This window comes from Streptomyces sp. NPDC058195 (assembly GCF_042883525.1).
GTDB lineage: Bacteria > Actinomycetota > Actinomycetes > Streptomycetales > Streptomycetaceae > Streptomyces.
In genome coordinates this window covers 40991-65816 of sequence record NZ_JBHVVM010000032.1, presented here as the reverse complement: position 1 = coordinate 65816, position 24826 = coordinate 40991, and the positions used below count along the sequence as shown (strand labels likewise).

Sequence of the window (24826 nt, the reverse complement as noted above, 5' to 3'; positions counted from 1 at the left end):
AGTGCCCCTCTCGCAGGGAACGAGGAGGACCGACGTAATGGGCGAGCGAACCGCGCACGATCATCAACCGATGCCCCGGGCAGGTGGGCGCCGATGAGTTCACTGCTTCTTCTGACGAATGCCCTTCAACCGTCGACGGAGGTGCTCCCCGCGCTCGGCCTGCTGCTGCACAGCGTGCGGGTGGCCCCCGCCGAAGGCCCCGCGCTCGTCGACACCCCCGGTGCCGACGTCATCCTGATCGACGGCCGCCGCGACCTCCCCCAGGTGCGCTCGCTCTGCCAGCTGCTGCGGTCCACCGGGCCCGGATGTCCGCTGATCCTCGTGGTGACGGAGGGCGGGCTCGCGGCCGTCACCGCCGACTGGGGCGTCGACGACGTGCTGCTGGACACGGCGGGACCGGCCGAGGTCGAGGCCCGGCTGCGGCTGGCCACCGGTCGCCAGCAGATCGCCGCCGACGGCTCCCCGATGGAGATCCGCAACGGCGACCTCTCGGTCGACGAGGCCACGTACAGCGCGAAGCTCAAGGGGCGGGTCCTGGACCTGACCTTCAAGGAGTTCGAGCTCCTCAAGTACCTGGCGCAGCACCCCGGCCGGGTCTTCACCCGCGCCCAGCTGCTCCAGGAGGTCTGGGGCTACGACTACTTCGGCGGCACGCGCACCGTCGACGTCCACGTGCGGCGGCTGAGGGCCAAGCTCGGGCCCGAGCACGAGTCGCTGATCGGCACGGTCCGCAACGTCGGCTACCGCTTCGTGGTGCCCGAGAAGGTGGAGCGCGCGGCGGAGGAGGCCAAGGGCCGGACCGCCTCCGGGAAGGGTTCCGGGGCGGTAACCCGTTCGGAGCAGCCGGTCCGTACGGGGGCGCGGGAAGAAGCCCCGGTCCGCCCTGCCGGACGGTAGGTATATCCGCGTAGACTGCCGCGCGTGGCCAAGGTGACGCGGGACGATGTGGCGAGACTGGCGGGGACGTCGACCGCGGTCGTCAGCTACGTCATCAACAACGGACCGAGGCCGGTCGCCCCGGCCACGCGCGAGCGGGTACTCGCCGCCATCAAGGAGCTGGGCTACCGGCCGGACCGGGTTGCCCAGGCCATGGCCTCGCGGCGCACCGATCTCATAGGGATGATCGTGCCGGACGCCCGGCAGCCGTTCTTCGCGGAGATGGCGCACGCGGTCGAACAGGCCGCGGCCGAGCGCGGAAAGATGGTGCTGGTCGGCAATTCCGACTACCGCGACGAGCGCGAGGTCCACTACCTGCGGGCCTTCCTCGGCATGCGGGTCTCCGGCCTGATCCTGGTCAGCCAGGGCCCCAGCGAGCGCGCGGCGGCCGAGATCGAGGCGTGGGACGCGCGGGTGGTGCTGCTGCACGAGCGGCCGGAGGCCATCGAGGACGTCGCGGTCGTCACCGACGACGTGGGCGGCGCCCAGCTCGCCACCCGGCACCTGCTGGAGCACGGCAACGCCTACGTGGCGTGTTTCGGCGGCGTGGAGTCCACCCCGGCGGTCGGTGACCCGGTCGCCGACCACGTGGAGGGCTGGCGCCGGGCGATGCAGGAGTCCGGGCGGTCGACGGAGGGCCGCCTCTTCCAGGCCCCGTACAACCGCTACGACGCCTACCGGGTGGCACTGGAGCTGCTCGCCGGACCGGACCGGCCGCCGGCCATCTTCTGCTCGACGGACGACCAGGCCATCGGAGTGCTGCGGGCCGCCCGCGAACTGCGGATCGATGTGCCCGGGGAGCTCGCCGTGGCGGGCTTCGACGACGTGAAGGAAGCCGGGCTGACCGATCCGCCGCTGACCACGGTCTCCTCGGACCGCCCGGCGATGGCGCGGGCCGCGGTGGACCTGGTGCTCGACGACTCGCTGCGGGTGTCGGGCTCACGCCGGGAGCGGCTGAAGCAGTTCCCCTCCGCGCTGGTGGTACGGCGCTCCTGCGGCTGCGGCGATCCGGCACAGGGCCCGCAGTAGCGGGCCGCTTCCCCGAAAACGCACGGCACCGTCCCGAAAACGCACGGCGCTGTGCCGGGAACGCACGGCGCCGTCCCGGGAACGCACGGCGCTTTATATCGGGCATACGCACTTCTGCCCGGCTTCTCAGGGCTGGCTCAGGCTTCTCTCATCTTCGGCGGACACGCTCGTAGCCATGACAGAGAGCCAGCGCCCGAGCGGCGAGTACCCCACGTACCCCTCGTATGGCAACGGCGACGGCGACGCGGCCGTCCCGCCGCCGCCGTCATACCCGCCCGTCCAGTCCGCCTGGCCCGCCCCGCCCCAGCCGGAACCGGCCGCTCCGCGTCACCGTGACCGGGCCAGGCGGCCGGTCGCCCTCCTGGCGGCGGTGGCGATGGCGGCGGCGGTCGTCGGCGGCGGCTCCGCCGCCCTCGTCGGCGAGCTCACCGGCCGGAACAGCGGCAGTTCCTCGGCCGATGTCATCCCCGGCACCACGGTCTCGCAGAGCAGCAAGGGCACCGTCTCCGGAGTCGCCAAGGCCGTCTCCCCGATGATCGTCGAGATCAACGCGGTCTCGACGGCGGGCGAGTCCACCGGCTCCGGTGTGGTCATCACGTCCGACGGCGAGATCGTCACCAACAACCACGTCATCTCCGGCGCCTCGTCGATCAAGGTGCAGCTCAGCACCGGCCGCTCGTACACCGCGAAGGTGGTCGGCACCGACCCCGACAAGGACCTCGCCCTGATCAAGCTCCAGGGCGCGAGCGGGCTGAAGACGGCCACGCTGGGCGACTCCTCGGCGGTGGCGGTCGGCGACCAGGTCGTGGCGATCGGCTCCCCCGAGGGCCTGACCGGCACCGTCACCAGCGGCATCGTCTCCGCCCTCGACCGCGACGTCACCGTCGCCAAGGAGGACAGCAACGGCGTCAACGGCCGGGGGCAGGGGCAGGGCGGTGCGGGCGGTGAGCAGTGGCCGTTCGAGTTCGGCGGACGGCAGTTCAACGGCGACACCGGCGAGTCCACCACGACGTACAAGGCGCTCCAGACCGACGCCTCGCTCAACCCCGGCAACTCCGGCGGCGCCCTCATCAACATGAACGGCGAGATCATCGGCATCAACTCCGCGATGTACTCGGCGAGTTCGTCCAGCGGTTCGGGAAGCGCGGGCGCGGGCAGCGTGGGTCTGGGCTTCGCCATCCCGGTGAACACCCTCAAGGCGGACCTCCCCTCCCTGCGGTCCGGTGGCAGCTCCTGAGCGGTCGGCCGTGCGAGGCTGAGACCCGGAAGGCACCGCCGTACGGGACCGAGAAGCCCGTACGCGCACGAGACAACCGGGACACCGGAGAAGAGGACCGCGACCGATGAGCCCCGCCGAGGACGGCCCGCAGTGCATCCTGATCGTCGACGACGAGCCCGCCGTGCGCGAGGCCCTGCAACGCAGCCTCGCGTTCGAGGGGTACGGCACCGAGGTCGCCGTCGACGGTCTCGACGCGCTGGCCAGGGCCGAGTCCTACGCCCCCGACCTCATCGTCCTCGACATCCAGATGCCCCGGATGGACGGCCTCACCGCGGCCCGGCGGCTCCGTTCCTCCGGCACCACCACGCCCATCCTGATGCTGACCGCCCGCGACACCGTCGGCGACCGGGTCACCGGCCTCGACGCGGGCGCCGACGACTACCTGGTCAAGCCCTTCGAGCTGGACGAGCTCTTCGCGCGCATCCGGGCCCTGCTGCGCCGCAGCTCGTACGCGGCCCCGGCGAGCGGCGGCGCCCCCGATGCCGACGAACTGTCCTTCGCCGACCTCCGGATGAACCTCGCGACCCGCGAGGTCACCCGGGGCACCCGCCGGGTCGAGCTGACCCGTACCGAGTTCACCCTGCTGGAGATGTTCCTGGCCCACCCCCGCCAGGTGCTGACCCGCGAGCAGATCCTCAAGGCCGTGTGGGGCTTCGACTTCGAGCCCAGCTCCAACTCCCTGGACGTGTACGTCATGTACCTGCGCCGCAAGACGGAGGCGGGCGGCGAACCGCGTCTCGTGCACACCGTGCGCGGGGTCGGTTACGCGCTCCGCCCCGGCGGCGGTGACGGATGACCGCGGCCCCCGACGGCCCCCGCCCCCGCCCTGGCGCCCTGCACCGCTTCCGCGCCCTGCCGCTGCGTTCCCGGCTCGCGCTGCTGGTGACGGCGGCGGTCGCGGTCGCGGTCGCGGCGGTGGCCGCGGCCTGCTGGTTCGTGACGCGGGAGCAGCTGGAGAACCAGCTGGACGCCTCGCTGCGCAATGTCACGGTCAGCGATGTCTATGTGAAGCAGCTGTTCACCGCCTGCACCCGGCCCGACCAGGCGACCGCCCCGCAGGTCGGGGGAACGTACACCGTGCAGCTCGTCACCGCGGCCAAAAGCACCTGCACCTCGGCCGGGGCCTCCCCGATCCGGGTGACGGCCGCCGACGCCGCCGTGGCCGCCGGGGTGCGGGACACCGCCCTGCACACGGCCACCACGGAGAACGGCCGGCGGATGCGCGTGTACACGTACGGGTACGAGAGCCACAGCCCGGTGTCCGACCTGCCCACGCGCAGCTTCGCGGTCTCCGTCGCCCGTCCGATGAGCGAGATCAACGACCCGCTCTCCTCGCTCGCCTGGATGCTCATGGTCGTCTCCGGCATCGGGGCCGTGGGCGCCGGGGCGGCCGGGCTCTGGGTGGCCCGCACCGGCCTGCGCCCGGTCGACCAGCTCACCGGGGCGGTCGAGCACGTCGCCCGCACCGAGGACCTCACCGTCCGTATCCCGGTCGACGGCGAGGACGAGATCGCCCGGCTCTCCCGCTCCTTCAACTCGATGACCGCGTCCCTGGCCAGCTCCCGCGACCGCCAGGCCCAGCTGATCGCCGACGCTGGCCACGAGCTGCGGACCCCGCTGACGTCCCTGCGCACCAACATCGAGCTCCTCGCCCGCAGCGACGACACCGGCCGCGCCATCCCGCCCGACGACCGCAGGGCCCTGATGACCTCGGTCAAGGCGCAGATGACCGAGCTGGCCTCGCTCATCGGGGACCTCCAGGAACTGGCCCGGCCCGACGCACCCGCCCCCGGCCCGCTCCAGGTCGTCGCGCTGCACGACATCGCGGACACGGCCCTGGAACGCGCCCGGCTGCGCGGCCCCGAGCTGACCATCCGGGCCGACCTGACCCCCTGGTACGTACGGGCGGAGCCCGCCGCGCTGGAACGGGCGGTGGTCAACGTCCTGGACAATGCGGTGAAGTTCAGCCCTCCCCGGGGCACCGTGGAGGTCGCCCTGCGCGGCGGTGAACTGACCGTACGGGACCAGGGCCCCGGCATCCCCGCCGACGAGCTCCCGCACGTCTTCGAACGCTTCTGGCGCTCCCCGTCCGCCCGCCAGCTCCCCGGCTCCGGCCTGGGCCTGTCGATCGTCGCCCGCACGATCCAGCAGGCGGGCGGCGAGGTAGCCCTCCGCCCCGCCCCGGACGGCCCCGGCACCATCGCCTCGATCCGCCTCCCGGGAGCCCCGAAACCGCCGCCGGGACTGTGAGTCGGCGCCCGTGGCCCGGGACCGGCGCCGCTACCGCTACCGCTACCAGCGGTCGTAGACGCTGAAGGGGCGCGCGCCGTCGTAGCCGCGGACCACGATCAGCAGGTCGCCGTGGGTGAGCAGATCGCGGACGGGGTTGCCGTAGTCCACGACCTGGTCGCGGAAGGCCCGGTCGTCCTCCTCGTCGCCGGTGGCCGCGTCGTGGACGTACAGCGTGTCGCCGTACTTCCAGTCCGTCCTGACGGTCGTCACCCGGCCGTCCGTCACGTCCAGCGCCTCGACGTTGCTGGAGCCGTTCCCGACCCGCTCCCGCCACAGTTCGCCGCCGGTCGCCAGGTCGAAGGCGACGAGCCGTTCCCAGGCTCCGCCCTGCCCGCCCTCGTACGAGGCGATCGTGATCAGCCGCCCGTCCGCGACGGCCGTCCGGCCGATCGAGCCGTAGTCGCCGACTGCACCGATCCGGCTCCGGGAACGGCCGTCGGGGCCGAAGGCGAAGAAACCCTTCCGGCCGCCCTGTTCGTCCACCCGCACCGTGGGCGGGTCGGCGGACACGACCGAGAGACCGGCGTCCGCGGCCACCCCGCGCCGGGCGTCCAGCGGCACCGTCCACCGCACCGTGCCGTCGTCCGGTCCGAACGCGGCGAGCATGGCCTCGTCCTCGCAGCCCAGGGCGGCCACCAGCCGCTTCGGCGCGAGGCCGAGGTCGCCCAGGCCGCACCCCTTCGGCAGCGCGGTCGTCCACCGGGCGGTGCCGGTCCTCAGGTCGACCGCGCGCAGCCGGCCGCCGTCCAGGAACACCCCGAGCCCGTGACCGACACCGACGACGGTGCCGCCGCCCGCCGGGCCGGCATCGGCGGTGCGCCACAGCTCGCGGCCGTCGGCGAGGCCGATCGCCACGACGGTGGCGCAGCCCCCGGCCTTCTTCTTCGCGGGTCCTGCCGCGCGGTAGGCGATCAGGGCGACCCCGGCGGCGGGGTCGGTGTCGGCCGCGCACACCTCGGTCCGGCCCGGGATGACGTGTTCCCAGCGCTTCTTCCCCGACCGGACGTCGTACCCGGTCACGCCGTCGAAACGGCTGCGGACCACGGTGTCGTCGACGAGCCAGACACCGTCACCGTCGCCGGAGGGCTCACTGTCGTACGGGAGCTGCCAGGCGGTGGTCATGGAGAAGAAGGGCATGTAGCCCGAGTCGATCAGGAAGACGGACGCGAAGCCGCCCAGAGCGGTCAGCAGGACCAGGAGGGCGGCCAGCGGGCGGCGCAGCCCGCGCCGTCCGCGCGGCGCTCCCCCCTCGCCTCTTCCGCCTTCGTTCCCACCACTGCCCCGGCCCGCTGCCGCCATACGGATCCCCACCCCTGGTACGGCTGTACGAAGATCCACAGCGTATGCGATTTCCGGCCATTCCGACCCGCTGGCCAGGACTTACCGGCTGACGGAGCGCCAGATGTGCTCCGCCATCGTCCGCTCGGCCTCCGCCAGGTCCACGTCTCCGATGGAGAGCCAGCGGCGCGCGATGGCCGTGACCGGGCCCATGATCAGCGATTCCAGTACGGGCAGGGGGAGGCCGACGAGCTCCCCCGACGCCTGGTGGGTGTGCAGCCAGGCCAGGAGCGGGGCCAGCCGGGCCTCCTGGGCGCCGCGTATCTGCTGGGCGTGCGCCCCGGTCTCGCGGTCCGCGGCGACCGAGTGCATGAGCCGGGCCGCGCCCGGGTTGAGCTGGACGAAGCGCAGATAGGCCCGTACCAGGGCGTGCACACCGTCGCGGGCGCCGTCCACCTGCTCCAGGGCCCCGCCCAGCTCGTCGAGGAGGCGGACCAGCCAGGACTGCGCGAGGGCGAGCACCACTCCCTGAAGGCTGCCGAAGTGGTGGTAGATGCTTCCCGCGCTGACGCCGCTGGCCGAGGTGATCGCGCTGAGCGTGAGACCGGCCTCGCCCTGCGCGACGTAGAGGTCGAGCGCGCAGTCGAGCACCTGCGCGGCCGTGGCCTCACCGCGTTGCTGTTTCGGGCTCATCGATGCCGTCCTCGTTCCCGGAACAGGAGGCCACCAAGGGTCCGTCGCGGCCCCCGGTCCCTCGTGGAGTGTCCCCCGCCCACAGCGTAGTGAAGTTTCTGGAATTATTTCCGGAAGTAGTTCCAATACCCGTGTGCCGTACCTCAGACTGAACATCGTCCGCGCCAAGTCCCGGCGCGGCAGCCCGACTTCGGGATCTCCGATGACCGGGTCGGCCCCATGGGCCACGGCAGGGGACGCGCGGGGGAGCGCTCAGACATGACCAGCGTGCACAACGGCGGCCGTCAGGACGGCGAGGACAACCTCGACGGCGGAATCCAGCCGCTGACCGCGAACGATCCGGCCCGCATCGGGCCCTACCTGCTGCTCGGCAGACTCGGCGCGGGCGGCATGGGCCGGGTCTACCTCGCCCGCTCCGAGGGCGGGCGCACCGTCGCGGTCAAGGTGGTGCACCCGGAGCACGTGGTGGATCCGCAGTTCAGGGCCCGCTTCCGCCGCGAGGTCGACGCGGCGAGGAAGGTGGGCGCGCGCCACACCGCACCCGTGCTGGACGCGGCCCCCGACGAGGAGCTCCCCTGGGTCGCCACCGGTTACGTACCGGGGCTCTCCCTGGAACAGGTCGTACGCGGCCACGGCGCCCTCCCCACCGAGTCCGTGCTCGCCCTCGCCGACGGGCTCCTGCACGCACTGCGGGACATCCACACGGCCGGCATCATCCACCGCGACCTCAAACCCTCGAACGTGATGCTCACGGTCGAGGGCCCCAAGGTCATCGACTTCGGCATCGCCCGCGCCGTCGAGACCTCGGTCGATTCCCTGCTCACCAGCACGGGGATGGTGATCGGCTCACCGGGGTTCATGGCTCCGGAGCAGATCCTCGGGGAGAGCGCGGGCCCGAAGAGCGATGTGTTCGCCCTCGGTTGCGTACTGACCTACGCCGCGAGCGGCACGCTCCCGTTCGGCCACGGTGTGAGCAACCAGCACGCGGTGATGTACCACATAGTCGAGGCCGCCCCGGAGCTCGGCAGGGTGCGCGACGAGGGCCTGCGCGCCCTGATCAACCGGCTCCTGACCAAGGAGGCGGACCAACGCCCCTCGGTGGACGAGCTGTTGGCGGAGCGCGACGGAGCGGACCGCGCCCCGGACGCGGCGGCGTGGCTGCCCCCGGGGGTGGTCGGCCACCTCGCACGGCAGTCCGCGCGACTCCTGGACGCGGAGGCGGAACCGGTACGCCAGGAGCGCGTGGACCGGAGCACGGTCGGCCTGCGCCCCGCGGCCGGTGACGCCCCCGGGACCATCCCCTCACCAACGGCCCCCGGGACCGCCCCCACTCCACCCGCTTCCGGGGCCGCGCCCGCCGATGTGACGCCCGAGCCGAAGCCAGATCCGAAGGCCGAGCCGAAGCCAAAGCGGGAGCGGGAGCGGCGGCGCCGGGTGGTGATCGTGTCCGTGCCCCTGGTGCTGCTCCTGGGCGGGGGCGGCGGGACGCTGGCCGTGCTGCAGCCCTTCGGCGGCGACCGCGGCGACCACGCGTCCCCGCCGGGCACCGCCGCCCCGCGCACGCCTGCCTCCCCCACGGCCGCGTCGTCCCCGGGAGGCACCCCGTCCCCGGGGAAGAAGAGCCCCCACGCCTCCCCCAGCGGCAAGGGCAAGGACAAGAAGGCCCGCGACGGCAAGGACGGGCAGGACGGGCGGGACGGAACGGACGGACTGGACGGCACCGGCCAGGGCGGGACCTCGGGCTCCTCCGGAGGCGGCAGCACATCGGCCGGAAGCGGCTCGGGGTCCGGGTCGGGCACGGGGTCGGGGTCGGGCTCGACATCCGGCTCCACGTCCGGGTCCGGGAGCACCTCGGGGTCCACGTCCGGTTCGGGGAGCTCGGGCGGCGGCGGGTCCTCCGTACCCTCCTCGTTCGTGGGCACCTGGAAGTACGGCGAGACGTACAACACCGGGCAGCCGGGCACCATCACCATCTCCCGCACCGGTGTGGTGCGCATGACCGACTACCCGTACAACAACTGCCCGTACGAGGGGAAGGTGACCTCCTCGTCGAGCAGCCGCGTCAACGTCGACGCCCTCGAACTCGTCGGCGCGAACCCCGGCTACTGCTACAGGTCCCTCGACGCGTCGTTCTTCGTCCTGAACGGCGGCGGCATCCGGCACAACGTCGGCCCCGCGAGCGGCGACGGCTACTTCTACAAGCGCCCCTGACGCCGCCTGGCCGCCGTCAGACCCCCGGATTGTGCCGGATCAGCGACTCCACCAGACCCGGGCGGGTCGCGGGGAAGTCCAGCGGCACGATGCCCAGCCCGGTCCAGCCGGAGGACTGCGCACCGTCGAGGAAGGAGTGCACCTGCGGGTTGAGCCGGTCCGCGTTCCAGCGCGGGGGCAGCAGGGCGGCCGTGCTGACGTAGTTCATGAACAGCTTGCCGGGCTGCTGGGCGGCCTTGCGGAACTGGTCCTCGACCTTGGAGTACTTGGCGATCGGCTCCGCCATGTAGTCGTCCTGGATGTCGAAGAGCGCCGGGTCCGCGTACCGGACCCCGGGCAGCCCGGCATTGTCGGCGAGCAGCACGACCTTGCCGCGCGCTTCGCCCAGCGACGGCAGCGAGGAGCCGATACGGAACAGCGGGCGCCAGCCCCGGTTGTCGAGGTAGTCGTCGAAGACCGCCCGGAACGCCGCGTCGCTCTCCTCCGAGTACTCCTGCTTCACCCGCATCAGCACGGTCTCGGCGGGGTGCGCGGCCAGGAAGTCCCAGCAGGCGCCGAGCACATCGCCGAACATGAGGTTCTGGTACGAGGCCCCGTGGTGGATCGCGAAGGAGCCGCCGGTGATCCGGCACCGTACGTCGAGGAAGCGGATGCCGCTGTCCAACTGCGCGGCGATCGTGGTGTTCTGGCACTCGGTCCAGGGCCCGCCGTACCGCGCGCCGGAGTCGTGCGACCCGGGGATGGTGAGGGCGCGCAGCGCGGTGGCATCGGGTATCGCACCCATCCAGTCCTGGGTGGTGAGGGCCTGCCGGCCGTCGGCGCGCGCGGAGCCCGTGCCGGCGAGCACGGTGGCGGTGACGGCGAGAGCGCCGGTCAGGAAGTTGCGGCGAGTGGCGGTGTACGGGCTCATGCGGGACGTGCCTCCGTCTGCCGTGGGGTCAGCCGTGGGATAGGCCATGAGATCAACCGTGAGATCGGTCGCGGCGTCAGCCGCAGGATCAGCCGTCAGATTATGACCGTTCCACGTCACATCGGGAACAGCCCCAACGGCCGTCCCAGAAAGACCGGGAGAACCGATGCCCGGAGAGATCCCATTCCCTTTGGGCAGGACCGGTCCGCCCGGTGGACGGAACCTCACGACGCGGACGAAACCGTTCCGAGCGTCGACGCCTGCCCCGCCCGAACCCACTCCGGCCGAGCCGCTACGGGACGACAACGAGCGTGCAACAGATGAGGGCGAGACTGCGGGCGAATACCGCTCGCCCCCTACGATCCGAAAGCAAGGGGACCTCACGCGCACCCCGGACCGGGGAGGGCCGAGCATGCCGTCGACCGCTCCACGTCCAGTCTTCCGACGCCTCGTCGGCGCCGTCGCGGTCACCCTCACCCTGGCCGCGACCTCAGGATGCACCGTTCCCTCCGACGCCGTCACCGGTATCTCCGTGACCGACGACGGCCATGTGCTCGGCGTCATCATGGTCTGCGGACATCACATCGACGGCGCGACCCTGTACGTGGACAGCGACGAGGTCACCGAACAGGTGACGGCGGGCAGATGGACCGCCGGCCGTCCCCTCACGGCGGGTCTCACCACCTGGACCCTGGACCCTCCCCCTGACGGCTGGACCGCGACCGGCCCGCTCACCCCGCTCGCCCCCAGAACCACGTACACGCTCTACGGGTGGACCACGGACGACTCGTGGTCGGCGAGCCACGTCTCCTTCACCCTGACCGACCTGGACCGACTGCCCCCGGGAAAGGTCCGCTACGACCACGTCACGGGTATCGGCAAGGAATCCGCGGCCACCGTCACCATGGCCGAGTTCCAGGCAAGGGCCTGCGAGGACACCTGAGGCCACCGCCTCTCCGGTCTCTCCACCACTAATCACCGGATTCTGTGGCGCTTCCAGCTTCCGGTCTTCCTGAATCCCAGCCATGCAGTTTTCCACTCACAAGAGAGGAAGCCTCCCCAGCTGCCAGACTCCACTTACCTCTAGGGGAGTTTTCCCCATCAGTACTCCCGCCTCGGAGGGTTGCTGCATAGAACGGAGCTCGATCAGTGCAGCAATCGGGGTAAGTCGACGCTCGCAAGCTTCATTTAGTCGTTTCAGCCATATGATTCCAGCCCGAAAGCAATCAAGATCGGCTTCATCCCTGGGCTCGAAGCTTGCCGCACCCTCGGTGTCCGATGCCCAGAGATACCCGAGAACCCCGCTGCGACCAAGGGCGGCGAAGTACAGCACAGATCCGGATGCCGTGCGCCGATATCCTGGATCGAAATTCGAGGTCTCTCTGAAGATCCCGTTTCGGTAGGGAATCTCGAACCGCCCCCATGAATCGGACGGTGTGCCGTCATCCTCGAAATGGCTCTCCACGCCATTTTCGGTAGGTTTCCCGAAGCGGGTCGGATCTTCCGGATCTGTCTCGGAGTCGAGAATCACGGAAGTTTCCTTCAGAGCAGAAGTCAACCTAGGCGCATTCTTGGCACACACAACTGGCTGAGGAATACCCTTGAGGTCATAGGCCATCCACGCATCGGAATAAGTAATCAAATCAGTGGTTACGAAATCCAGAAATGCCGAGGTTCCGAGATGGAAAAGGTCATCCTGGAGATAGCCGCCTTCTTTACCCATAAGAATCCCGGAGCATCGAACAGAGGTATCTACTGAGCCGATTTCTCCCGGGTCGAGATCCGCCTCGACGGCACGTGCAAGCCTCTCGGAAACCTCGATTACCGCACCTCCCCCCGAAGGGATTTCACCACGAAACAGATAGCTATTTGACTTCCCCGACTTCGTGACAGAAATTTTGAAATTGGGATTGCCGCAGGCAAGCTGGTGGGCTGACAGGACAGAGTAAGCACATAGCGAATCACGGATGCATCGAATAATCACGTCCACTTCGCTATCTCGCCCCCACAGCCAGCGGGCCACAGGCGTACTGGCAATCAAGACGCCCCTCCAGATGGGAATGACTCCGACCACATGCGTCACTTACCTCGGTTGGCTCAAGTGGGGAATTTCCCGAGCCACGCGCACTGAACCGGGCGCTTCGGGAGGCACTCAGGATCGGTATCGATGGGAGATTCCCGTCATGCGCAAGGCCGACGCACAACTATTTCACACGTCGGACTTTCTATTTCCTCTAACAGACTCTCGCACACGAAATTCTGCCCCTCTCTAGCCACGTATGCAAGTTCGCACTCAGGAGACCGGATTCCATCCACAGAGGGACTCGTCAGTCGATATCTGGTGTCACACACAAGACTGCTTCCGCGTTTGCAACCATTCGACCGATTTCAATTGGGGGATTCTCAAATTCCTCCATTGCGACATCATACGGCTCCACATGGCGCGTACGGCCATCTAGCCCACGAGCTTCGACGACATATCGATAGCCGACCAATGAGATTTGATCAGGGATCTTTTTCCAACGTGCACCGTGGCGAAGCACCAGAAGGTCACCCAGATACGACGTCATGTCCGCATGGAGAGCGATCCAATCGGATTGTTCAAATTCTTCAAAGGGAAGTCTTTTTACATAGCCCTGGAATCCCAGAAGAAGCACTAGAGGGTCTTCTGAGTATTGATCGGGCGTCAACCCAAACATCGCCGCCAGAGCCATGGCGTTGCGGTGAGCACCGTCCGCCCACTCCAACAAGTCTGCCTCTTCAGAATTTTGCATCAGTTCAATTCCCGAAGTCTCTTTAGTGGATCTTTCTTCTACGAATGGGCGGATCCCACTGGTCCCTCTCAGGGTGTCGGCGACTGCCCCGACAGCACGTCGTCGGCCTCCGACAAGGCGCCGAGACCCGGACGTACGGTCCACTCGATCCAGGCATCGCCGAGGCTCAGCGAGAGTCCGCAGGGTTCACCGCGATGGAGCGCGGCGAGAGGACCGACACATCCGCCGCCCTCGACCCAACTCAGCACACGGTGCCGTTCGAACGGCTGCATCCCGGCGGCCAGCGCCCGGACATCCACACGGATGAGGCGGAACGCCTCGGCCGGGTCAAACGCCGTGTGGCGCGACACCTCTTCGCAGCCATTCATCAAGGGCTGCGAAGTCGTCGTCAGCGAGGCCACGGAACGACTCGACGTGATGGAGGAGTGCGCGGCCCGGGTGGTGCGCGGACACCCAGTCCTGGTCGGCGCAGGTGATCTCGTCGTCGATCCAGATGAACGGGCGTCCGGCCGCCCAGTCCACGAGGAAACGGGTCTTCCAGCAGAGCCCGAACCAGTCGTCCTCACGCTCGCGCACGTCGGATGAATCAGGCCAGGAAATGACCGGCAGTGGGGGCAGGCCGAGGCGCGGTGCTATTTCCGTGTTCGCGGCGTCCTCCCAGGCAGTGGCCCAGACCAGCTCGCACGACAGCGCCGCCAGCCGACGCCCGACCTCGGGGTTGAGCCGCGCCAGGTGCGAGTCCTGTGCGACGTGCCGCGATCCGGGTTGCGGAGCTCCGCCGAACGGCAGCAACGGCCCATCGACGTCGAGGAACAGCAGCGGACGTTCGGCCATGTCGGGCATCACAGACCTATTCACGCCGCAGTCACCTCCTCGCGTTCGATGGGGATACCGCGCCCGGAAAACCCACGGTCACCAACGTGCCTAAGCAGGGCGGACACAGCTGAGAGCTGTCCCGCAGGTGAACAGTCGCCAGGTTTCGGCATGCCGACTTTGATTCCGCCTCCACCCTATTCACGTACGCGGGACTGCACGCTTCGGAGATTCCTCCCTGCATCGGCCCCTACACTCGAAGGTTGACTCAGGTGGGGAATTCACCGAGCCAAGTGTGCTGAAGCAGGTGCTTCGGGAGGTATTCCGATTCGACACCGATGGGGAACTTCCCGTCGTAGGCGAGACAGGCGATGGCGAGCGGCCCGAGCGCGATGCTGCCGCCGGTCTCGGTGGAGCGCTCTTCGGACAGGGTCCAGTACGCCTGATGCAGCTTCAGGGCCTCGATCAGAGCGGGAGTGAAGCCCTCGGTGCCCCTGGTAACGAAGTGGTAAAAGAGATTGATCGGCGGATAAAGCTGACCCTGCAATAGATCAGGCGGAGCAATCCGAGCCACGGACGGATCCGACAACTCAATCGCCGCAGTAAGCTTCTCCACCAAACCCGGCCGCCGCAGCCAATACGTCTGAAGAGTATCCACCCAGTGATAGATGTACTCGTCATAAGCACCCTCAGGAGCCCGCAACCGGTCCAACGGAATCTCACACAACTCCGTCACACGCTTCTGCTCCCTACAAATCACAGCCAACCAGAAAGCAGACAGCCAATTCCCTGCATCAGCAGACGACCGCGGCCCCCTGGCAGCGGGCAGCCTCCGCAGCCTCCGGTTGATCTGACACTCCACAGAACCTTCGGCAATTCCAGTCACAGCAAAGAGCGCCGACCCGAGCTGCATGGCATTCACGGCCGCTTCCCACGTCTCCACCGCCGCTGCACGAGGATCGGAGATACAACGGGCACGCAGCGACATAAGAGCGGAAGAGAAGGTGGAATCAATGACCTCAGCATTCTCTTCGAGGGAATCAATATCCTCGAAAAGATATTCATCCAGCTCTTCTGTAAACTGCTCAATATTGAGCCTGCCCGAGAAGTCGTGGCGGCCAAATGTCAAAGTCACGGAAGGGTTCCCTTACTGATGTCAAATCGCCTGTACTGATATCCGGCATACGTCCCCGTATTACTATTTCCCCTCACGGCGACGTACTCTAACTTTTCGCGCTTCAAGGCCTCCTGCAAGGCCGCCACGGTCTTGATTTCACCTCGCTCCTTCATTTTTTCGATGATATCAAAAAAATATTCACGACTTCCCTGTGAAACCTGCTTACCATTGGGAAGGGTTCTCCTTCCGAGATCAGTCTTCGGGCTGCTCTTGGCTTCGATGACAACGACACGACCATCTTCGTGAACCCAGACTTGGTCGAATTGATCGTTTCCGTTCTTCGGACCAAGCAGAGGCTGCTGTTCAAAGTCTGGATATTTGTCGGCCATGTAGTGAAGTTCCGCCGCCCCCTCACCCAGGGCCTCTGCAGCATCGCGCATTTCAGTATGAGCGACCTTATAATCTCCCGTCGCCTCTTCGAGAATTCTACCCGAATCGGGCGTGCTCAGAATCTTGTGATTTTTATCCGCATCTGCTCTCACTTTTTCCATCAAATTGTCCCACTGAATGGCTTCGAAGCGCTTCTTCGCTATTTCATTCAAAGCCTTGAGCCTGGACTTACTCTTTACGGTTTTTTCAGTGACAGATATGTACTTCTCATCCAGATAGTGGGGAGATGGTGGTTGTGGAGCGTCCTTGGCGCGGATCCATGGGTCGGTTTCCAACAAACGGGTGAGCTGGGGTGGCGTGAGTCCGCTCTCGTCTATCCGCTCCACCCTTACACGCGTTCCGTCCTTACGATAGAAACGCTCGAAGTAGCCCGGCTCCTCGTTGGCGCGGTAGACCTGGATTTCCTCTATCTGTTCCTGGGTCAGCGGCTTGCGGGAACGGTATGGATTGGGCCCGTCGTGCATGAAGTCGGGGCGCGGCACCGGCTGGCGTTGTGGCGGGGTCAGGCTGTCGCCGAGGCCGGATCCCCTGCCTGGGCCACCGGGATGCGGGAAGCCGGAGAGTCCGCCGTCTCCCGCAGAGCCTGCGGGTGGGTAATGACCGGTGGTGGAGCCTGTGCCTGGCTCGCCGGAGTGGTGGGTGAGATCACTACGGGTGGGTCCGCCGGTGGGGGTGGTGTCGTCGAGGTGGTTGTGGGGTGGGGTGTGGTTGGTGCCGCCTGGTGTGTGGTCGGCGGTGTGGGCGGTTGCGCCGACGAGGGCGGGTTCGCGGACGGGGGCCGGGATTTCGGCGTGAAGGCTGGCTTCTTGGGGGGCCTGGTCGACGCGTTGGATGAGGGCGCCGTCCTCGTTGTAGAGGTTGCCGTGGCGGTCGTAGTAGAGGGCTTCGTCGGGGAACAGGGAGCGGATGGCGCCCTCGGGGAGGGCCACCGCATCCTCGGGGAGCTTGATCGTGCCGTTGGGGAGGGCGGTCGCGCCCTCGGGGATCGTGGAGCCCTCGGGAAGGTGGAGGGTGCCGTCCGGGAGGCGGATGGCGCCTTCGGGAACGGTGATGACGTGATCCTGGAGAGCCGGGATAGTGGTCGAGTCCAGGCCCTTGAGGCGGGTGAAGGCGTCGCCGATGCGGGTGAGGCCAGCGCCCGCGCCCTTGAAGACGTACGTCATCGGGTCGACGACACGGGCGGCCTTACTGGTGAGGGAGAGGGTCTTGGCCGCGAGGCCCGCCTTGCCCGCGCCCGCGGCGGCGCTGCCGGTACCGCCGGTGAAGACCGTGGTCAGGACATTGAACGTGACCGCCCCGGCCGCGCGGGAGGGGTTGGAGCCCCACTGGTCCCAGGCCACCAGGGCCTTGCCGGTCTCCTTCATCGCGGTGCGTGAGTCACGCACCCAGGAGGGAAGTTTGTCGTCGGGAAGGGCCCAGAAGACGGCGTTCACACCCGGGGTGATGGCGATCGTCACCCCGGTGGCGAGTTTCGCCAGGCCGGTCCACGCCTGCTTCGTGGCGTCCCAGCCATCGACGCCGACCAGCGTACCGAGCCCCTTGATGGTGCCCCAGACCCCATCGACGAGGAAGCCCTTGCCGAAGTCGTAGGCGTGCTCCCACACCTGCCACCACGGCACCGACTCCTCCACCGCCTCGCCCCACGGCAGGCTCTCCGCCTGCTTCAGGGTCTCCGCGTCAAACCCGTACGTCCCCGCCTTCCCCGAGCCGTCACCGGTCTTCAGCGGCGTTCCGCCGACCAGGGCGACGATCTTCGCGTGGCAGGCCCGCTCCACCTCCTGGAACGCGGCCCACACCTCGGCTATCTCCGCCCGGCGCCGGTTGTTCTCCTCGACCAGGTCGCCGTCCTCGTCCCAGTCGTCGTCCGCGTTCACCTTCACCCGGAAGGCACCCGCGTCCCGCTTCAGCGCCTTCAGCTTCTCCACCAGCGGGAACGCGTCATCCGAGTACGTGCCCAGCGCCCCGGCGACCACGCACAGGTCCTCGCTCAGCGAGAGCCCCTTCGCCGCGACCGGAGCCGTCGTCGCGAACAACTGCTCCGCCTCCGGCGCCTGGTAGAAGGCCCGCAGCCCGCCGAAGGCACGGTGCACGTCCCCGGCCTTCTCCGCGATCTTCGCCCCGTGCCCCGACAGGGCCGTCACCTTCACGTCCAGCAACGCCAGATCGCCCGTGAACACGGGTATGCCGACCGGGTCGACCGGCGTCGCACCCCCGCCACTCACCGCGCCCCCCGCATACGGCGCAGCTCATCCACCCGCACGGCCCTCGCGGCGTTCTGCGCGCGCTCGGCCGTCTCCAAGTCCCCTCGCACGTAAGCGTTCGTCGCGTCCACCGCACCCAGCACCGCGGACTCGGTCCGCTCCGCCATGGACACGAAGTCCTTCTCACGCACCCGCAGAAACTCCGCCAGCGCCGCCGCCACCGGCCCCGACGCCGCCCTTGTCAGCGGAGCCTGCCCCGGCGCCACCGGCCCCTGAAGCGCTGTGGAAGCCTGCGGCCCCGGCACCGCCGTACCCGCGGCCTGCGCCGCCTCCGACACCGTCTTCAGCATCGCCGTCAACGCCTTCTGCATATCACCGGCATGTCCGCCGACCACCCGCAACTGCCCCTGCACGCCTTGCGGCCGTATGTCCCACCCCGTCATCCCAGGCCCCCCAGCACGTCGCGGTCGTTCGCATGCCCATTCCCCGGACAAGCGTTCCCGCGATCATCTGTATCAAGCCGAACATCGCGGCTGCAATCAGCAAATTGACTATCAGCCAACTCTGTCCGAGACCCTGCTGTCGCTGGAACTTCCCCATGCTCCCCGCCAGCGCACACCCTGACGCCCATTCACTCCTGCGACTGCCCCGACAGCACGTCGTCGGCCCCCGAAGGGGCGTCGAGACCCGGACGTACGGTCCACTCGATCCAGGCATCGCCGAGGCTCAGCGAGAGTCCGCAGGGTTCACCGCGATGGAGCGCGGCGAGAGGACCGACACATCCGCCGCCTTCGACCCAGCTCAGCGCACGGTGCCGTTCGAGCGGCGGCATCCCGGCGGCCAGCGCCCGGACATCCACACGGATCAGGCGGATCGCCTCGGCCGGGTCACACGCCATGTGGCGCGACACCTCGGCGATCTCGTCCGCCTCGCTGGTGCGGTAGACGACCCGCTCGCACCAGAACACGCGCGTCGCGGACGGTGTGGGATGTCGGCAGTCGAGCACGGGACCTCTCCTGGCGCCCAGCGGAACCGCCCCGCGCCCACCGCCGGCGTGACGAGCGGCGAGCGCGGAGCGACCCTCGAAACCCCGCCCAACGGGCGCAGCGGTGGCCGGAGTTACGCGCCCCGAACGTCGGCCCGCCGAAGGCCGGACCAGCCGGACGCGCATGCCGAAGCTAGCGTTTTATGGGAGGCCGTATCAAGCGTTTGATATCTAACGAGTGAGAGAGGTGTATCCAACGGGCGGAGACCGACGTCCCGGTCCAAGCCACCCGCACATGCGTCAGGCGGCCCCCACCTGCGCCGATGGAAGCCGCCCGGAAGCAAGAACCCTAGAGATCAGGCCAGATCGTCGAACTCGCCTTCCTTGGCACCGCCGAGGAAGGCGCGGAGCTTGGCACGGGTCGTGCGAATGACCACGTCCGGGTTGTCGCTCTCCCTCATCAGGATCTCCCCTCCGCTCTCGGCGAGTTCCAGACAGTTGTTGTCCTCGGCGTCCGCCGACTTGGACGACTTGCGCCACTGAATGTCCATGGTTTTCACGCCTTCACGTTCATACGTGCTCCGCAACTTCCCTGATGAATTCTCTCGAACTCTGTGGATCGAGCGATCGCCCTTCCGTCCGGTCGAGCACCGCCCTGAAGACCCGAAGGCGAGCCTCGGCGTCCAGGAACCCGGAGCCCGTCGGGGCATCCACGTGCACGGTGTCGAGCTGCGAAACGGGACCGTAGACATAGTGAGTCGAACTACCGGCGTTCGGAAAGCCGCCCGCCGCGAACGGGATCACTCGCACGGTCACGTTGTCCCGCTCCGACTCCTTCAAGAGGTGTTCGAGCTGTCCGGCGGTGACCTTGCGCCCTCCGTACTGCATCCGCAAAGCGGCCTCGTGGACGAGGAAAGTGCAGGTGGGCGGGTCCGGACGGTCCAGGACGTCCCGGCGCCTCAACCGGTACGAGAGTCGGCGGCGCAGGCTCGACGCCGCTGGCGTGGGCAGCGCTTCCGCGTACACGGCGCGCGCGTAGTCCTCGGTCTGGAGCAGGCCCGGCATGTGCATGATCTGCACGGACCGGAACCCGATCGCGTGGTGCTCCAGTTCGGCGAGGTCGAGCGCCCCTCCGGACAGCTCACCGCGGTAGTCCTCCCACCACCCCTTTATCCGCTCCTCAGCCATGGCGGCGAGCGCGTCGACGTAGGCCGCGTCGGAGCACGCGTAGTGCCCGGCCCAGGTACGCACCCGGGCGCCGCTCACTCCGAACCGCCCCGATTCGGTGTTGCTGATCGTGGTGCGGTCCGTGCCCAGGAGGGCTGCGGCCTCGGTCGGCGTCAGACCGGCGTGCTCGCGCATCTTGCGCAGCTCCGCGCCCAGTCGGCACTGCCGTGCGGTAGGGGGCTTCCTCGGTGGCATCAACCTCTCCTCTTGTCGAAACCCAGTCTGTCCGCATCCCTCGAAGGGGTCCACTTCTAGCAAGAATGATGGAACTACACACAACACTTGATACACCCACGCTACCGTTCTCATAGATCGCGCATCGCCTCGATGAGACCGAAGTGCAGCCGCATGTCCGCGCGTTGGACCGCGCCCGCATGCGGCCATCGCCACGGACGACGAGTGACGCGCGCCCGTTCGCACCGCATCGCGTTGGGAGAACGACATGACCCCCGTCCACGCCACCGCACACCCCTCGCCACCAGGTCCGCATGGCAGTGAGGTCTACCGGCTGGCCCTGCCCAACACGTCCTGTGCGGCCAAGGTGTCGCGGGACTTCGTCTCGTCGTTGCTGACCGTCAGCAGACACGCCGAGCTGGTGGACGACGCGCGGTTGTGCGTCACGGAAGTGGTCGCCAACGCGCACCGGCACACGGGTACGCCGCTGATCCGGGTCCATGTGGGTGTCCGGCGTGGGCGGGTCACCGTCTCCGTCGCGGACGACGACCACTGGGCCCTGCCCATGGCGCCGTGCTCACGGGCCGACAGGAGCGGATCGGAGGGCGGACGGGGGCTGTTGCTCGTGGAGCGGGTGGCGTTCGCCTGGGGGACGCGGGTGCTGGGCGGCGGCATGCCGTACCGGAAGGCGGTGTGGTTCACGCTCGTACGGGCCGGGGCCGCGCCCTGAGACTCCCGTGAGGCACCCGTCAACGTCCCCGGAAGCTCCGGAAGCCCCGGAAGAACCCCCCGGGAACGCCGAACGGGGCGGCGGGCCGGGAAGGTCCGCCGCCCCGTTCACCCGGGTGCGGGAGGTACTGCGGGCGGTACCGCGGGAGGTACCGCGCTACGTACTACTGGATGACCGTGATGCGGTCGGCCGCGGGCGGGGCCAGCGGGGCGGCGGCCGTGGAGTTGGCCGCCAGGTAGGCGTTGAACAGGTCCAGGTCCGAGGCACCGACCAGCTTGTTGGTGCCCTGGCCGAGGGCCGCGAAGCCGTCGCCGCCACCCGCCAGGAACTCGTTCATCGCGACGCGGTAGGTCTTGGCCGGGTCGATCGCCTCACCGTTCAGCCTGATGGTGTCGGCGACCACGCGGTCCGCGCCGGACTTCGTCATGTCCAGGGTGTAGGTCAGGCCCCTGGAGATCTGGAGGATCTTCGGGCTGGCCTCGTTGGAGCCGCTGACCTGCTGCTGGAGCGCGGCGACCAGCTGGGCACCGGTCAGGTCGACGACGTTCATCATGTTGGTGAAGGGCTGCACGGTGAAGGACTCCCCGTACGTCACCACGCCGTCGCCCTCGGCACCGCTCGCCTTGTGCACCAGGTCGGCGCGGATGCCGCCCGGGTTCATGAAGGCGACGACCGCACCGCCCTTGTCCGCCGGGGCCAGGCCCTCCAGCTGGGCGTCGGCGATCAGGTCGCCGAGCGGCTTCTCGTAGGCGGTGGAGCCACGGCCGTTGATGTCCGCGGTGATGTAGCCCTGCGGCCGGTTCGAGATCGGGGCCGCGAGGGCGTTCCAGCGCGCGATCAGGGCCGTCATGTCGTTGGCCTTGGCCTGGTCACGGCTGACGACGTGGTTGGCCGACTTCGGGTTCTTGACACCGGCCGACTTCACCGACGTACGGACGATGTCCTTGGTGCGGCGGTCGTAGGTGAGGGTCGTCTCGGTGTAGAGCTTGCCGAAGGAGGACGCCGAGGTGACCAGGCGCGGGTTGCCCGCCGGGTCCGGGACGGTGCAGACGTACGCCTGGTGGGTGTGGCCGGTGACCAGGGCGTCGACCTTGGGCGTGATGCCCTTGGCGATGTCCGTGATCGGGCCGGAGATGCCGTCGCCGGGGCCGTTGCTGTCGCAGTCGTAGTTGTACGAGGACGAGGCCGGGGCGCCGCCCTCGTGGATCAGCGCGACGATGGACTTGACGCCCTGGCGGTCCAGCTCCTTGGCGTACTTGTTGATCGTCTCGATCTCGTCGTGGAACTTCAGGCCCTTGACGCCGTTGGCCGTGACGATGTTCGGCGTGCCCTCCAGGGTCACCCCGATGAAGCCGATCTTGACGCCGTTCTTCTTCCACACCGTGTACGGCTTGAGGATCGGCTTGCCGGACTTCTCGTTCGTCACGTTGGCGGCGAGGTAGGGGAAGTCCGCTCCCTGGAACTTCTTGCCCTTCTCGTAGCAGCCCTCGACCGGGTGGCAGCCGCCGTTCTGGAGGCGGCCCAGCTCCGTGGCGCCCTCGTCGAACTCGTGGTTGCCGACGCTGGTGACGTCCAGGTCGATCTTGTTGAGCGCCTCGATGGTGGGCTCGTCGTGGAAGAGGCCGGAGAGCAGCGGGCTCGCGCCCACCATGTCGCCGCCCGCCGCGGTGATCGAGTACGGGTGCCCCTGGCGCGCGGTGCGCAGCGAGGAGGCGAGGTACTCGACGCCGCCCGCCTTGACGGGCAGCACACTGCCGTTAGCCTGCTTCTCCTGGACCTCGCCCGCTGAACCGGCCGGGGGCTCAAGGTTTCCGTGCAGGTCGTTGAAGGACAGCAGCTGCACGTCGACGGTGGGGCCCTGGCCGTGGTTCCCGTGACCCTTGCCGTTGCCCTTGCCGGGGTGCTCCTGGGCGCCTGCCGGCATCGCGGCGACGAGTGCGCCCACGGTGGCGAGCCCCGCCGCGGCGGTGAGCACCCGCCGGGACGCGCGGTTCTTCTGCGGTGTCGCTGACATCGGTCCCCTTGTGTTTCAGCGGGAGGTTTTCGATTTGTGACAAGTCTGGAGACTTCGAGCGCAGCCTAGGGTCAACGCGCGTAGCGCGACAGGTTTCCCGGGTTACGAACTGGTTGCCATGTGGTGCTGCCGCCAAGGCGGCCCGCCCCGCGCGCCCGGGGGCGACCGGCCGTCAGACCCGCCCCGCGCTCCCCGGGGGCGACCGGCCGTCAGACCCGCCCCGCGCTCCCCGGGGGCGACCGGCCGTCAGGGCCGCCCGGTGCTCCCGGGGCGACTGGCCGTCAGGCGGTCCGCGCCGTACGTACGAAGCGGCGCAGGCCGATCAGCTCCAGTTCGGCGAAGGCCGCGACCGCCAGCGCCCCGGACACCATGAAGACGACGCCCGCGCCGGTGAGCGGCAGCACGTCCGCGAAGGCGGCCACGAGCATCGCGGCGGCGCAGGCCGTGTTGGCGGCGACGACCGCGGCGGCGAGGCGTGCGGGGATACGCGGGCGGGCGGCCAGGAACAGCAGCGCGGCCCCGCCCACCGGCATCACGAGCCCGAGCAGCACGGACCACAGGGCCGGCAGCCCGAGCGGTCCGCCGAGCCACGGGGAGCCGGCCAGCATGACGGCGCCGAAGACGGCGGTGCTCCAGCCGTCGGTGCGCAGCGCGGTACGCAGCAGCCGGTCCGAGGAGGCGGTGGTGGCGGGGGCGGGGCGGTGGACGGCCCTGGGCGGAACGGACATGGCTGCGGTCTCCTTCGTCATCGTCTTCCCGTGCGTGGTGCCACAGACGGTGGCAGTCACCGGGTCGCGGACTCAATGACCTCCGAGGTCATGGTCCGCGCGACGGCCGCCCGGCTACGCTCCCCGGCATGAAGAGCGAACCGCCGTCCCGGGTCGGCCCCCTGCTCCGGGAGTGGCGGCGGCGCCGCAGGTTCAGCCAGCTCGGCCTCTCCCTGCTGGCGGACACCTCCGCGCGCCACCTCTCCTGCGTGGAGACCGGCCGCGCCCGCCCGAGCCGGGAGATGCTGCTGCGCCTGTCCACCGCCCTGGACATCCCGCTGCGCGAGCGCAACACCCTGCTGCTCGCGGCCGACTACGCACCGGCGTACCGGGAGAGCGGCCTGGACGCCCCGTACATGGCCTCGGTCAGCGCGGCGCTCGACGCGATGCTGACGGCGCACCAGCCCTACCCGGCGGTGGTCGTCGACCGCTGCTGGAACGTGGTGACGGGCAACGGCCCGATGGCCCTGCTCATGGACGGCATCCCGCCCCACCTGCTGACGCCCCGGCCGAACGTGTTCCGGCTGGTGCTGCACCCCGACGGGCTGTCCTCCCGGCTGTCCAACCCCGGCCAGATCCGCGGCCTCTTCCTCGAACGGCTGCTCCGCCAGGTCCACGCCACCGGCGACCCGGACCTGCGGGAGCTGTACGACGAGGTGTCCGGCTACCCCGCGCCCGCGGAGGCGGAAGGCGGCCCCGCCCCCGCGGCCGGGACGGCGGTGCCCGGCCCGATCCAGGTGCCGCTGCGCATCCGTACCCCGCAGGGCGAACTGTCCATGTTCAGCACGATGGCGACCTTCGGGGCTCCGGCCGACGTCACCCTGTCGGAACTGGCCATCGAGCTGTTCTACCCCTGTGACGCGTTCACGGCGGCAGCCCTGCGCGCACTCGGCGGGGAGTCCGGTCCGGTCGGCTGAACCGGGCCCCGCCCGTGCCGGCCGGGGCC

At 68.9% G+C, this 24826-nt stretch carries 24 protein-coding genes; 9 read left to right on the top strand and 15 right to left on the bottom strand.

Annotated features, from left to right (window positions below):
* Positions 1–93: 93 nt before the first annotated feature.
* From ACFVWY_RS30320 to ACFVWY_RS30300, 5 genes are all read left to right on the top strand, one after another.
* Entirely contained in the window at positions 94–897 is an 804-nt protein-coding gene (locus tag ACFVWY_RS30320) for a response regulator transcription factor (protein WP_389877981.1), read from the top strand.
* 24 nt (positions 898–921) lie between these two features.
* Entirely contained in the window at positions 922–1965 is a 1044-nt protein-coding gene (locus ACFVWY_RS30315) for a LacI family DNA-binding transcriptional regulator (protein ID WP_389877980.1), read from the top strand.
* A gap of 175 nt (positions 1966–2140) precedes the next feature.
* Positions 2141–3202, top strand: coding sequence for a S1C family serine protease (locus tag ACFVWY_RS30310; protein ID WP_389877978.1), 1062 nt, complete (start codon positions 2141–2143; stop codon positions 3200–3202).
* Positions 3203–3308: 106 nt separating this feature from the next.
* Positions 3309–4040, top strand: coding sequence for a response regulator transcription factor (locus ACFVWY_RS30305; RefSeq protein WP_389877977.1), 732 nt, complete (start codon positions 3309–3311; stop codon positions 4038–4040).
* The gene (locus tag ACFVWY_RS30300) at positions 4037–5494 is read left to right on the top strand and encodes a sensor histidine kinase (protein ID WP_389877976.1); all 1458 of its coding nucleotides are present in this window, start codon (positions 4037–4039) and stop codon (positions 5492–5494) included. The genes ACFVWY_RS30305 and ACFVWY_RS30300 overlap by 4 nt, the downstream gene beginning before the upstream one ends.
* 42 nt (positions 5495–5536) lie before the next feature.
* Here ACFVWY_RS30300 and ACFVWY_RS30295 read toward each other — a convergent pair whose 3' ends face one another.
* A complete protein-coding gene (locus tag ACFVWY_RS30295) occupies positions 5537–6835 on the bottom strand; it encodes a PQQ-binding-like beta-propeller repeat protein (RefSeq protein ID WP_389877974.1) in 1299 nt (432 codons plus the stop codon).
* A gap of 81 nt (positions 6836–6916) precedes the next feature.
* On the bottom strand, positions 6917–7507 hold the full coding sequence (locus ACFVWY_RS30290) for a TetR/AcrR family transcriptional regulator (RefSeq protein ID WP_389877972.1): 591 nt from the start codon (positions 7505–7507) through the stop codon (positions 6917–6919).
* Between the two features lie 258 nt (positions 7508–7765).
* On the opposite strand from ACFVWY_RS30290, the gene ACFVWY_RS30285 reads away from it, so the two are divergent.
* Positions 7766–9718 (top strand): protein kinase, encoded by a 1953-nt coding sequence (locus tag ACFVWY_RS30285; RefSeq protein WP_389877971.1) that lies wholly within the window; start codon positions 7766–7768, stop codon positions 9716–9718.
* 16 nt (positions 9719–9734) lie between these two features.
* Here ACFVWY_RS30285 and ACFVWY_RS30280 read toward each other — a convergent pair whose 3' ends face one another.
* On the bottom strand, positions 9735–10628 hold the full coding sequence (locus ACFVWY_RS30280) for a phosphatidylinositol-specific phospholipase C (RefSeq protein ID WP_389877969.1): 894 nt from the start codon (positions 10626–10628) through the stop codon (positions 9735–9737).
* Positions 10629–11040: 412 nt separating this feature from the next.
* Between ACFVWY_RS30280 and ACFVWY_RS30275 the strand changes: the two genes are divergently transcribed.
* Positions 11041–11571, top strand: a complete 531-nt coding sequence (locus ACFVWY_RS30275; protein WP_389877967.1) for a hypothetical protein — start codon at positions 11041–11043, stop codon at positions 11569–11571.
* Between the two features lie 96 nt (positions 11572–11667).
* Here ACFVWY_RS30275 and ACFVWY_RS30270 read toward each other — a convergent pair whose 3' ends face one another.
* The 10 genes from ACFVWY_RS30270 to ACFVWY_RS30225 form a co-directional block, all read right to left on the bottom strand.
* Complete coding sequence (locus tag ACFVWY_RS30270; protein ID WP_389877965.1) at positions 11668–12669, bottom strand: hypothetical protein; 1002 nt, start codon at positions 12667–12669, stop codon at positions 11668–11670.
* Positions 12670–12955: 286 nt separating this feature from the next.
* Positions 12956–13402 (bottom strand): hypothetical protein, encoded by a 447-nt coding sequence (locus tag ACFVWY_RS30265; protein WP_389877963.1) that lies wholly within the window; start codon positions 13400–13402, stop codon positions 12956–12958.
* Positions 13403–13470: 68 nt separating this feature from the next.
* Positions 13471–13752: a hypothetical protein gene (locus ACFVWY_RS30260; protein WP_389877962.1), complete on the bottom strand. Its 282-nt coding sequence runs from the start codon at positions 13750–13752 to the stop codon at positions 13471–13473.
* Positions 13730–14245 carry an HAD domain-containing protein gene (locus ACFVWY_RS30255; protein ID WP_389877960.1) on the bottom strand — a complete coding sequence of 172 codons (516 nt, stop codon included), beginning with the start codon at positions 14243–14245 and terminating at the stop codon, positions 13730–13732. The genes ACFVWY_RS30260 and ACFVWY_RS30255 overlap by 23 nt, the downstream gene beginning before the upstream one ends.
* A 238-nt stretch (positions 14246–14483) precedes the next feature.
* Positions 14484–15350 (bottom strand): immunity 49 family protein, encoded by an 867-nt coding sequence (locus ACFVWY_RS30250; protein ID WP_389877959.1) that lies wholly within the window; start codon positions 15348–15350, stop codon positions 14484–14486.
* On the bottom strand, positions 15347–18004 hold the full coding sequence (locus ACFVWY_RS30245; RefSeq protein ID WP_389877957.1) for a hypothetical protein: 2658 nt from the start codon (positions 18002–18004) through the stop codon (positions 15347–15349). Before ACFVWY_RS30245 ends, ACFVWY_RS30250 begins: the two co-directional genes overlap by 4 nt.
* Positions 18001–18426 carry a DUF6507 family protein gene (locus ACFVWY_RS30240; RefSeq protein ID WP_389877956.1) on the bottom strand — a complete coding sequence of 142 codons (426 nt, stop codon included), beginning with the start codon at positions 18424–18426 and terminating at the stop codon, positions 18001–18003. The genes ACFVWY_RS30245 and ACFVWY_RS30240 overlap by 4 nt, the downstream gene beginning before the upstream one ends.
* 188 nt (positions 18427–18614) lie before the next feature.
* Complete coding sequence (locus ACFVWY_RS30235) at positions 18615–18989, bottom strand: hypothetical protein (RefSeq protein WP_389877954.1); 375 nt, start codon at positions 18987–18989, stop codon at positions 18615–18617.
* 335 nt (positions 18990–19324) lie between these two features.
* Positions 19325–19519, bottom strand: coding sequence for a DUF397 domain-containing protein (locus tag ACFVWY_RS30230; protein ID WP_389877953.1), 195 nt, complete (start codon positions 19517–19519; stop codon positions 19325–19327).
* A 19-nt stretch (positions 19520–19538) separates the two neighbouring features.
* Positions 19539–20390, bottom strand: a complete 852-nt coding sequence (locus ACFVWY_RS30225; protein ID WP_389877951.1) for a Scr1 family TA system antitoxin-like transcriptional regulator — start codon at positions 20388–20390, stop codon at positions 19539–19541.
* Positions 20391–20637: 247 nt separating this feature from the next.
* Between ACFVWY_RS30225 and ACFVWY_RS30220 the strand changes: the two genes are divergently transcribed.
* Positions 20638–21099, top strand: a complete 462-nt coding sequence (locus tag ACFVWY_RS30220) for an ATP-binding protein (RefSeq protein WP_389877949.1) — start codon at positions 20638–20640, stop codon at positions 21097–21099.
* Between the two features lie 163 nt (positions 21100–21262).
* Here the strand turns inward: ACFVWY_RS30220 and ACFVWY_RS30215 are convergent, their stop codons facing one another.
* Together ACFVWY_RS30215 and ACFVWY_RS30210 are read right to left on the bottom strand one after the other, a co-directional pair.
* Positions 21263–23113 (bottom strand): bifunctional metallophosphatase/5'-nucleotidase, encoded by a 1851-nt coding sequence (locus ACFVWY_RS30215; RefSeq protein WP_389877947.1) that lies wholly within the window; start codon positions 23111–23113, stop codon positions 21263–21265.
* Positions 23114–23394: 281 nt separating this feature from the next.
* The gene (locus tag ACFVWY_RS30210; protein WP_389877945.1) at positions 23395–23841 is read right to left on the bottom strand and encodes a hypothetical protein; all 447 of its coding nucleotides are present in this window, start codon (positions 23839–23841) and stop codon (positions 23395–23397) included.
* A gap of 128 nt (positions 23842–23969) precedes the next feature.
* Between ACFVWY_RS30210 and ACFVWY_RS30205 the strand changes: the two genes are divergently transcribed.
* Entirely contained in the window at positions 23970–24797 is an 828-nt protein-coding gene (locus ACFVWY_RS30205; protein WP_389877944.1) for a helix-turn-helix domain-containing protein, read from the top strand.
* Positions 24798–24826 lie beyond the last annotated feature (29 nt).

What these genes read in the sequence shown, in the direction of transcription:
- ACFVWY_RS30290 (WP_389877972.1), bottom strand. Translation starts at nt 7,507, where the DNA reads ATGAGCCCGAAACAGCAACGCGGTGAGGCCACGGCCGCGCAGGTGCTC.
- ACFVWY_RS30320 (WP_389877981.1), top strand. Translation starts at nt 94, where the DNA reads ATGAGTTCACTGCTTCTTCTGACGAATGCCCTTCAACCGTCGACGGAG.
- ACFVWY_RS30240 (WP_389877956.1), bottom strand. Translation starts at nt 18,426, where the DNA reads ATGACGGGGTGGGACATACGGCCGCAAGGCGTGCAGGGGCAGTTGCGG.
- ACFVWY_RS30305 (WP_389877977.1), top strand. Translation starts at nt 3,309, where the DNA reads ATGAGCCCCGCCGAGGACGGCCCGCAGTGCATCCTGATCGTCGACGAC.
- ACFVWY_RS30225 (WP_389877951.1), bottom strand. Translation starts at nt 20,390, where the DNA reads ATGCCACCGAGGAAGCCCCCTACCGCACGGCAGTGCCGACTGGGCGCG.
- ACFVWY_RS30310 (WP_389877978.1), top strand. Translation starts at nt 2,141, where the DNA reads ATGACAGAGAGCCAGCGCCCGAGCGGCGAGTACCCCACGTACCCCTCG.
- ACFVWY_RS30220 (WP_389877949.1), top strand. Translation starts at nt 20,638, where the DNA reads ATGACCCCCGTCCACGCCACCGCACACCCCTCGCCACCAGGTCCGCAT.
- ACFVWY_RS30265 (WP_389877963.1), bottom strand. Translation starts at nt 13,402, where the DNA reads ATGCAAAATTCTGAAGAGGCAGACTTGTTGGAGTGGGCGGACGGTGCT.
- ACFVWY_RS30210 (WP_389877945.1), bottom strand. Translation starts at nt 23,841, where the DNA reads ATGTCCGTTCCGCCCAGGGCCGTCCACCGCCCCGCCCCCGCCACCACC.
- ACFVWY_RS30300 (WP_389877976.1), top strand. Translation starts at nt 4,037, where the DNA reads ATGACCGCGGCCCCCGACGGCCCCCGCCCCCGCCCTGGCGCCCTGCAC.
- ACFVWY_RS30285 (WP_389877971.1), top strand. Translation starts at nt 7,766, where the DNA reads ATGACCAGCGTGCACAACGGCGGCCGTCAGGACGGCGAGGACAACCTC.
- ACFVWY_RS30255 (WP_389877960.1), bottom strand. Translation starts at nt 14,245, where the DNA reads ATGCCCGACATGGCCGAACGTCCGCTGCTGTTCCTCGACGTCGATGGG.
- ACFVWY_RS30205 (WP_389877944.1), top strand. Translation starts at nt 23,970, where the DNA reads ATGAAGAGCGAACCGCCGTCCCGGGTCGGCCCCCTGCTCCGGGAGTGG.
- ACFVWY_RS30215 (WP_389877947.1), bottom strand. Translation starts at nt 23,113, where the DNA reads ATGTCAGCGACACCGCAGAAGAACCGCGCGTCCCGGCGGGTGCTCACC.
- ACFVWY_RS30280 (WP_389877969.1), bottom strand. Translation starts at nt 10,628, where the DNA reads ATGAGCCCGTACACCGCCACTCGCCGCAACTTCCTGACCGGCGCTCTC.
- ACFVWY_RS30275 (WP_389877967.1), top strand. Translation starts at nt 11,041, where the DNA reads ATGCCGTCGACCGCTCCACGTCCAGTCTTCCGACGCCTCGTCGGCGCC.
- ACFVWY_RS30295 (WP_389877974.1), bottom strand. Translation starts at nt 6,835, where the DNA reads ATGGCGGCAGCGGGCCGGGGCAGTGGTGGGAACGAAGGCGGAAGAGGC.
- ACFVWY_RS30230 (WP_389877953.1), bottom strand. Translation starts at nt 19,519, where the DNA reads ATGGACATTCAGTGGCGCAAGTCGTCCAAGTCGGCGGACGCCGAGGAC.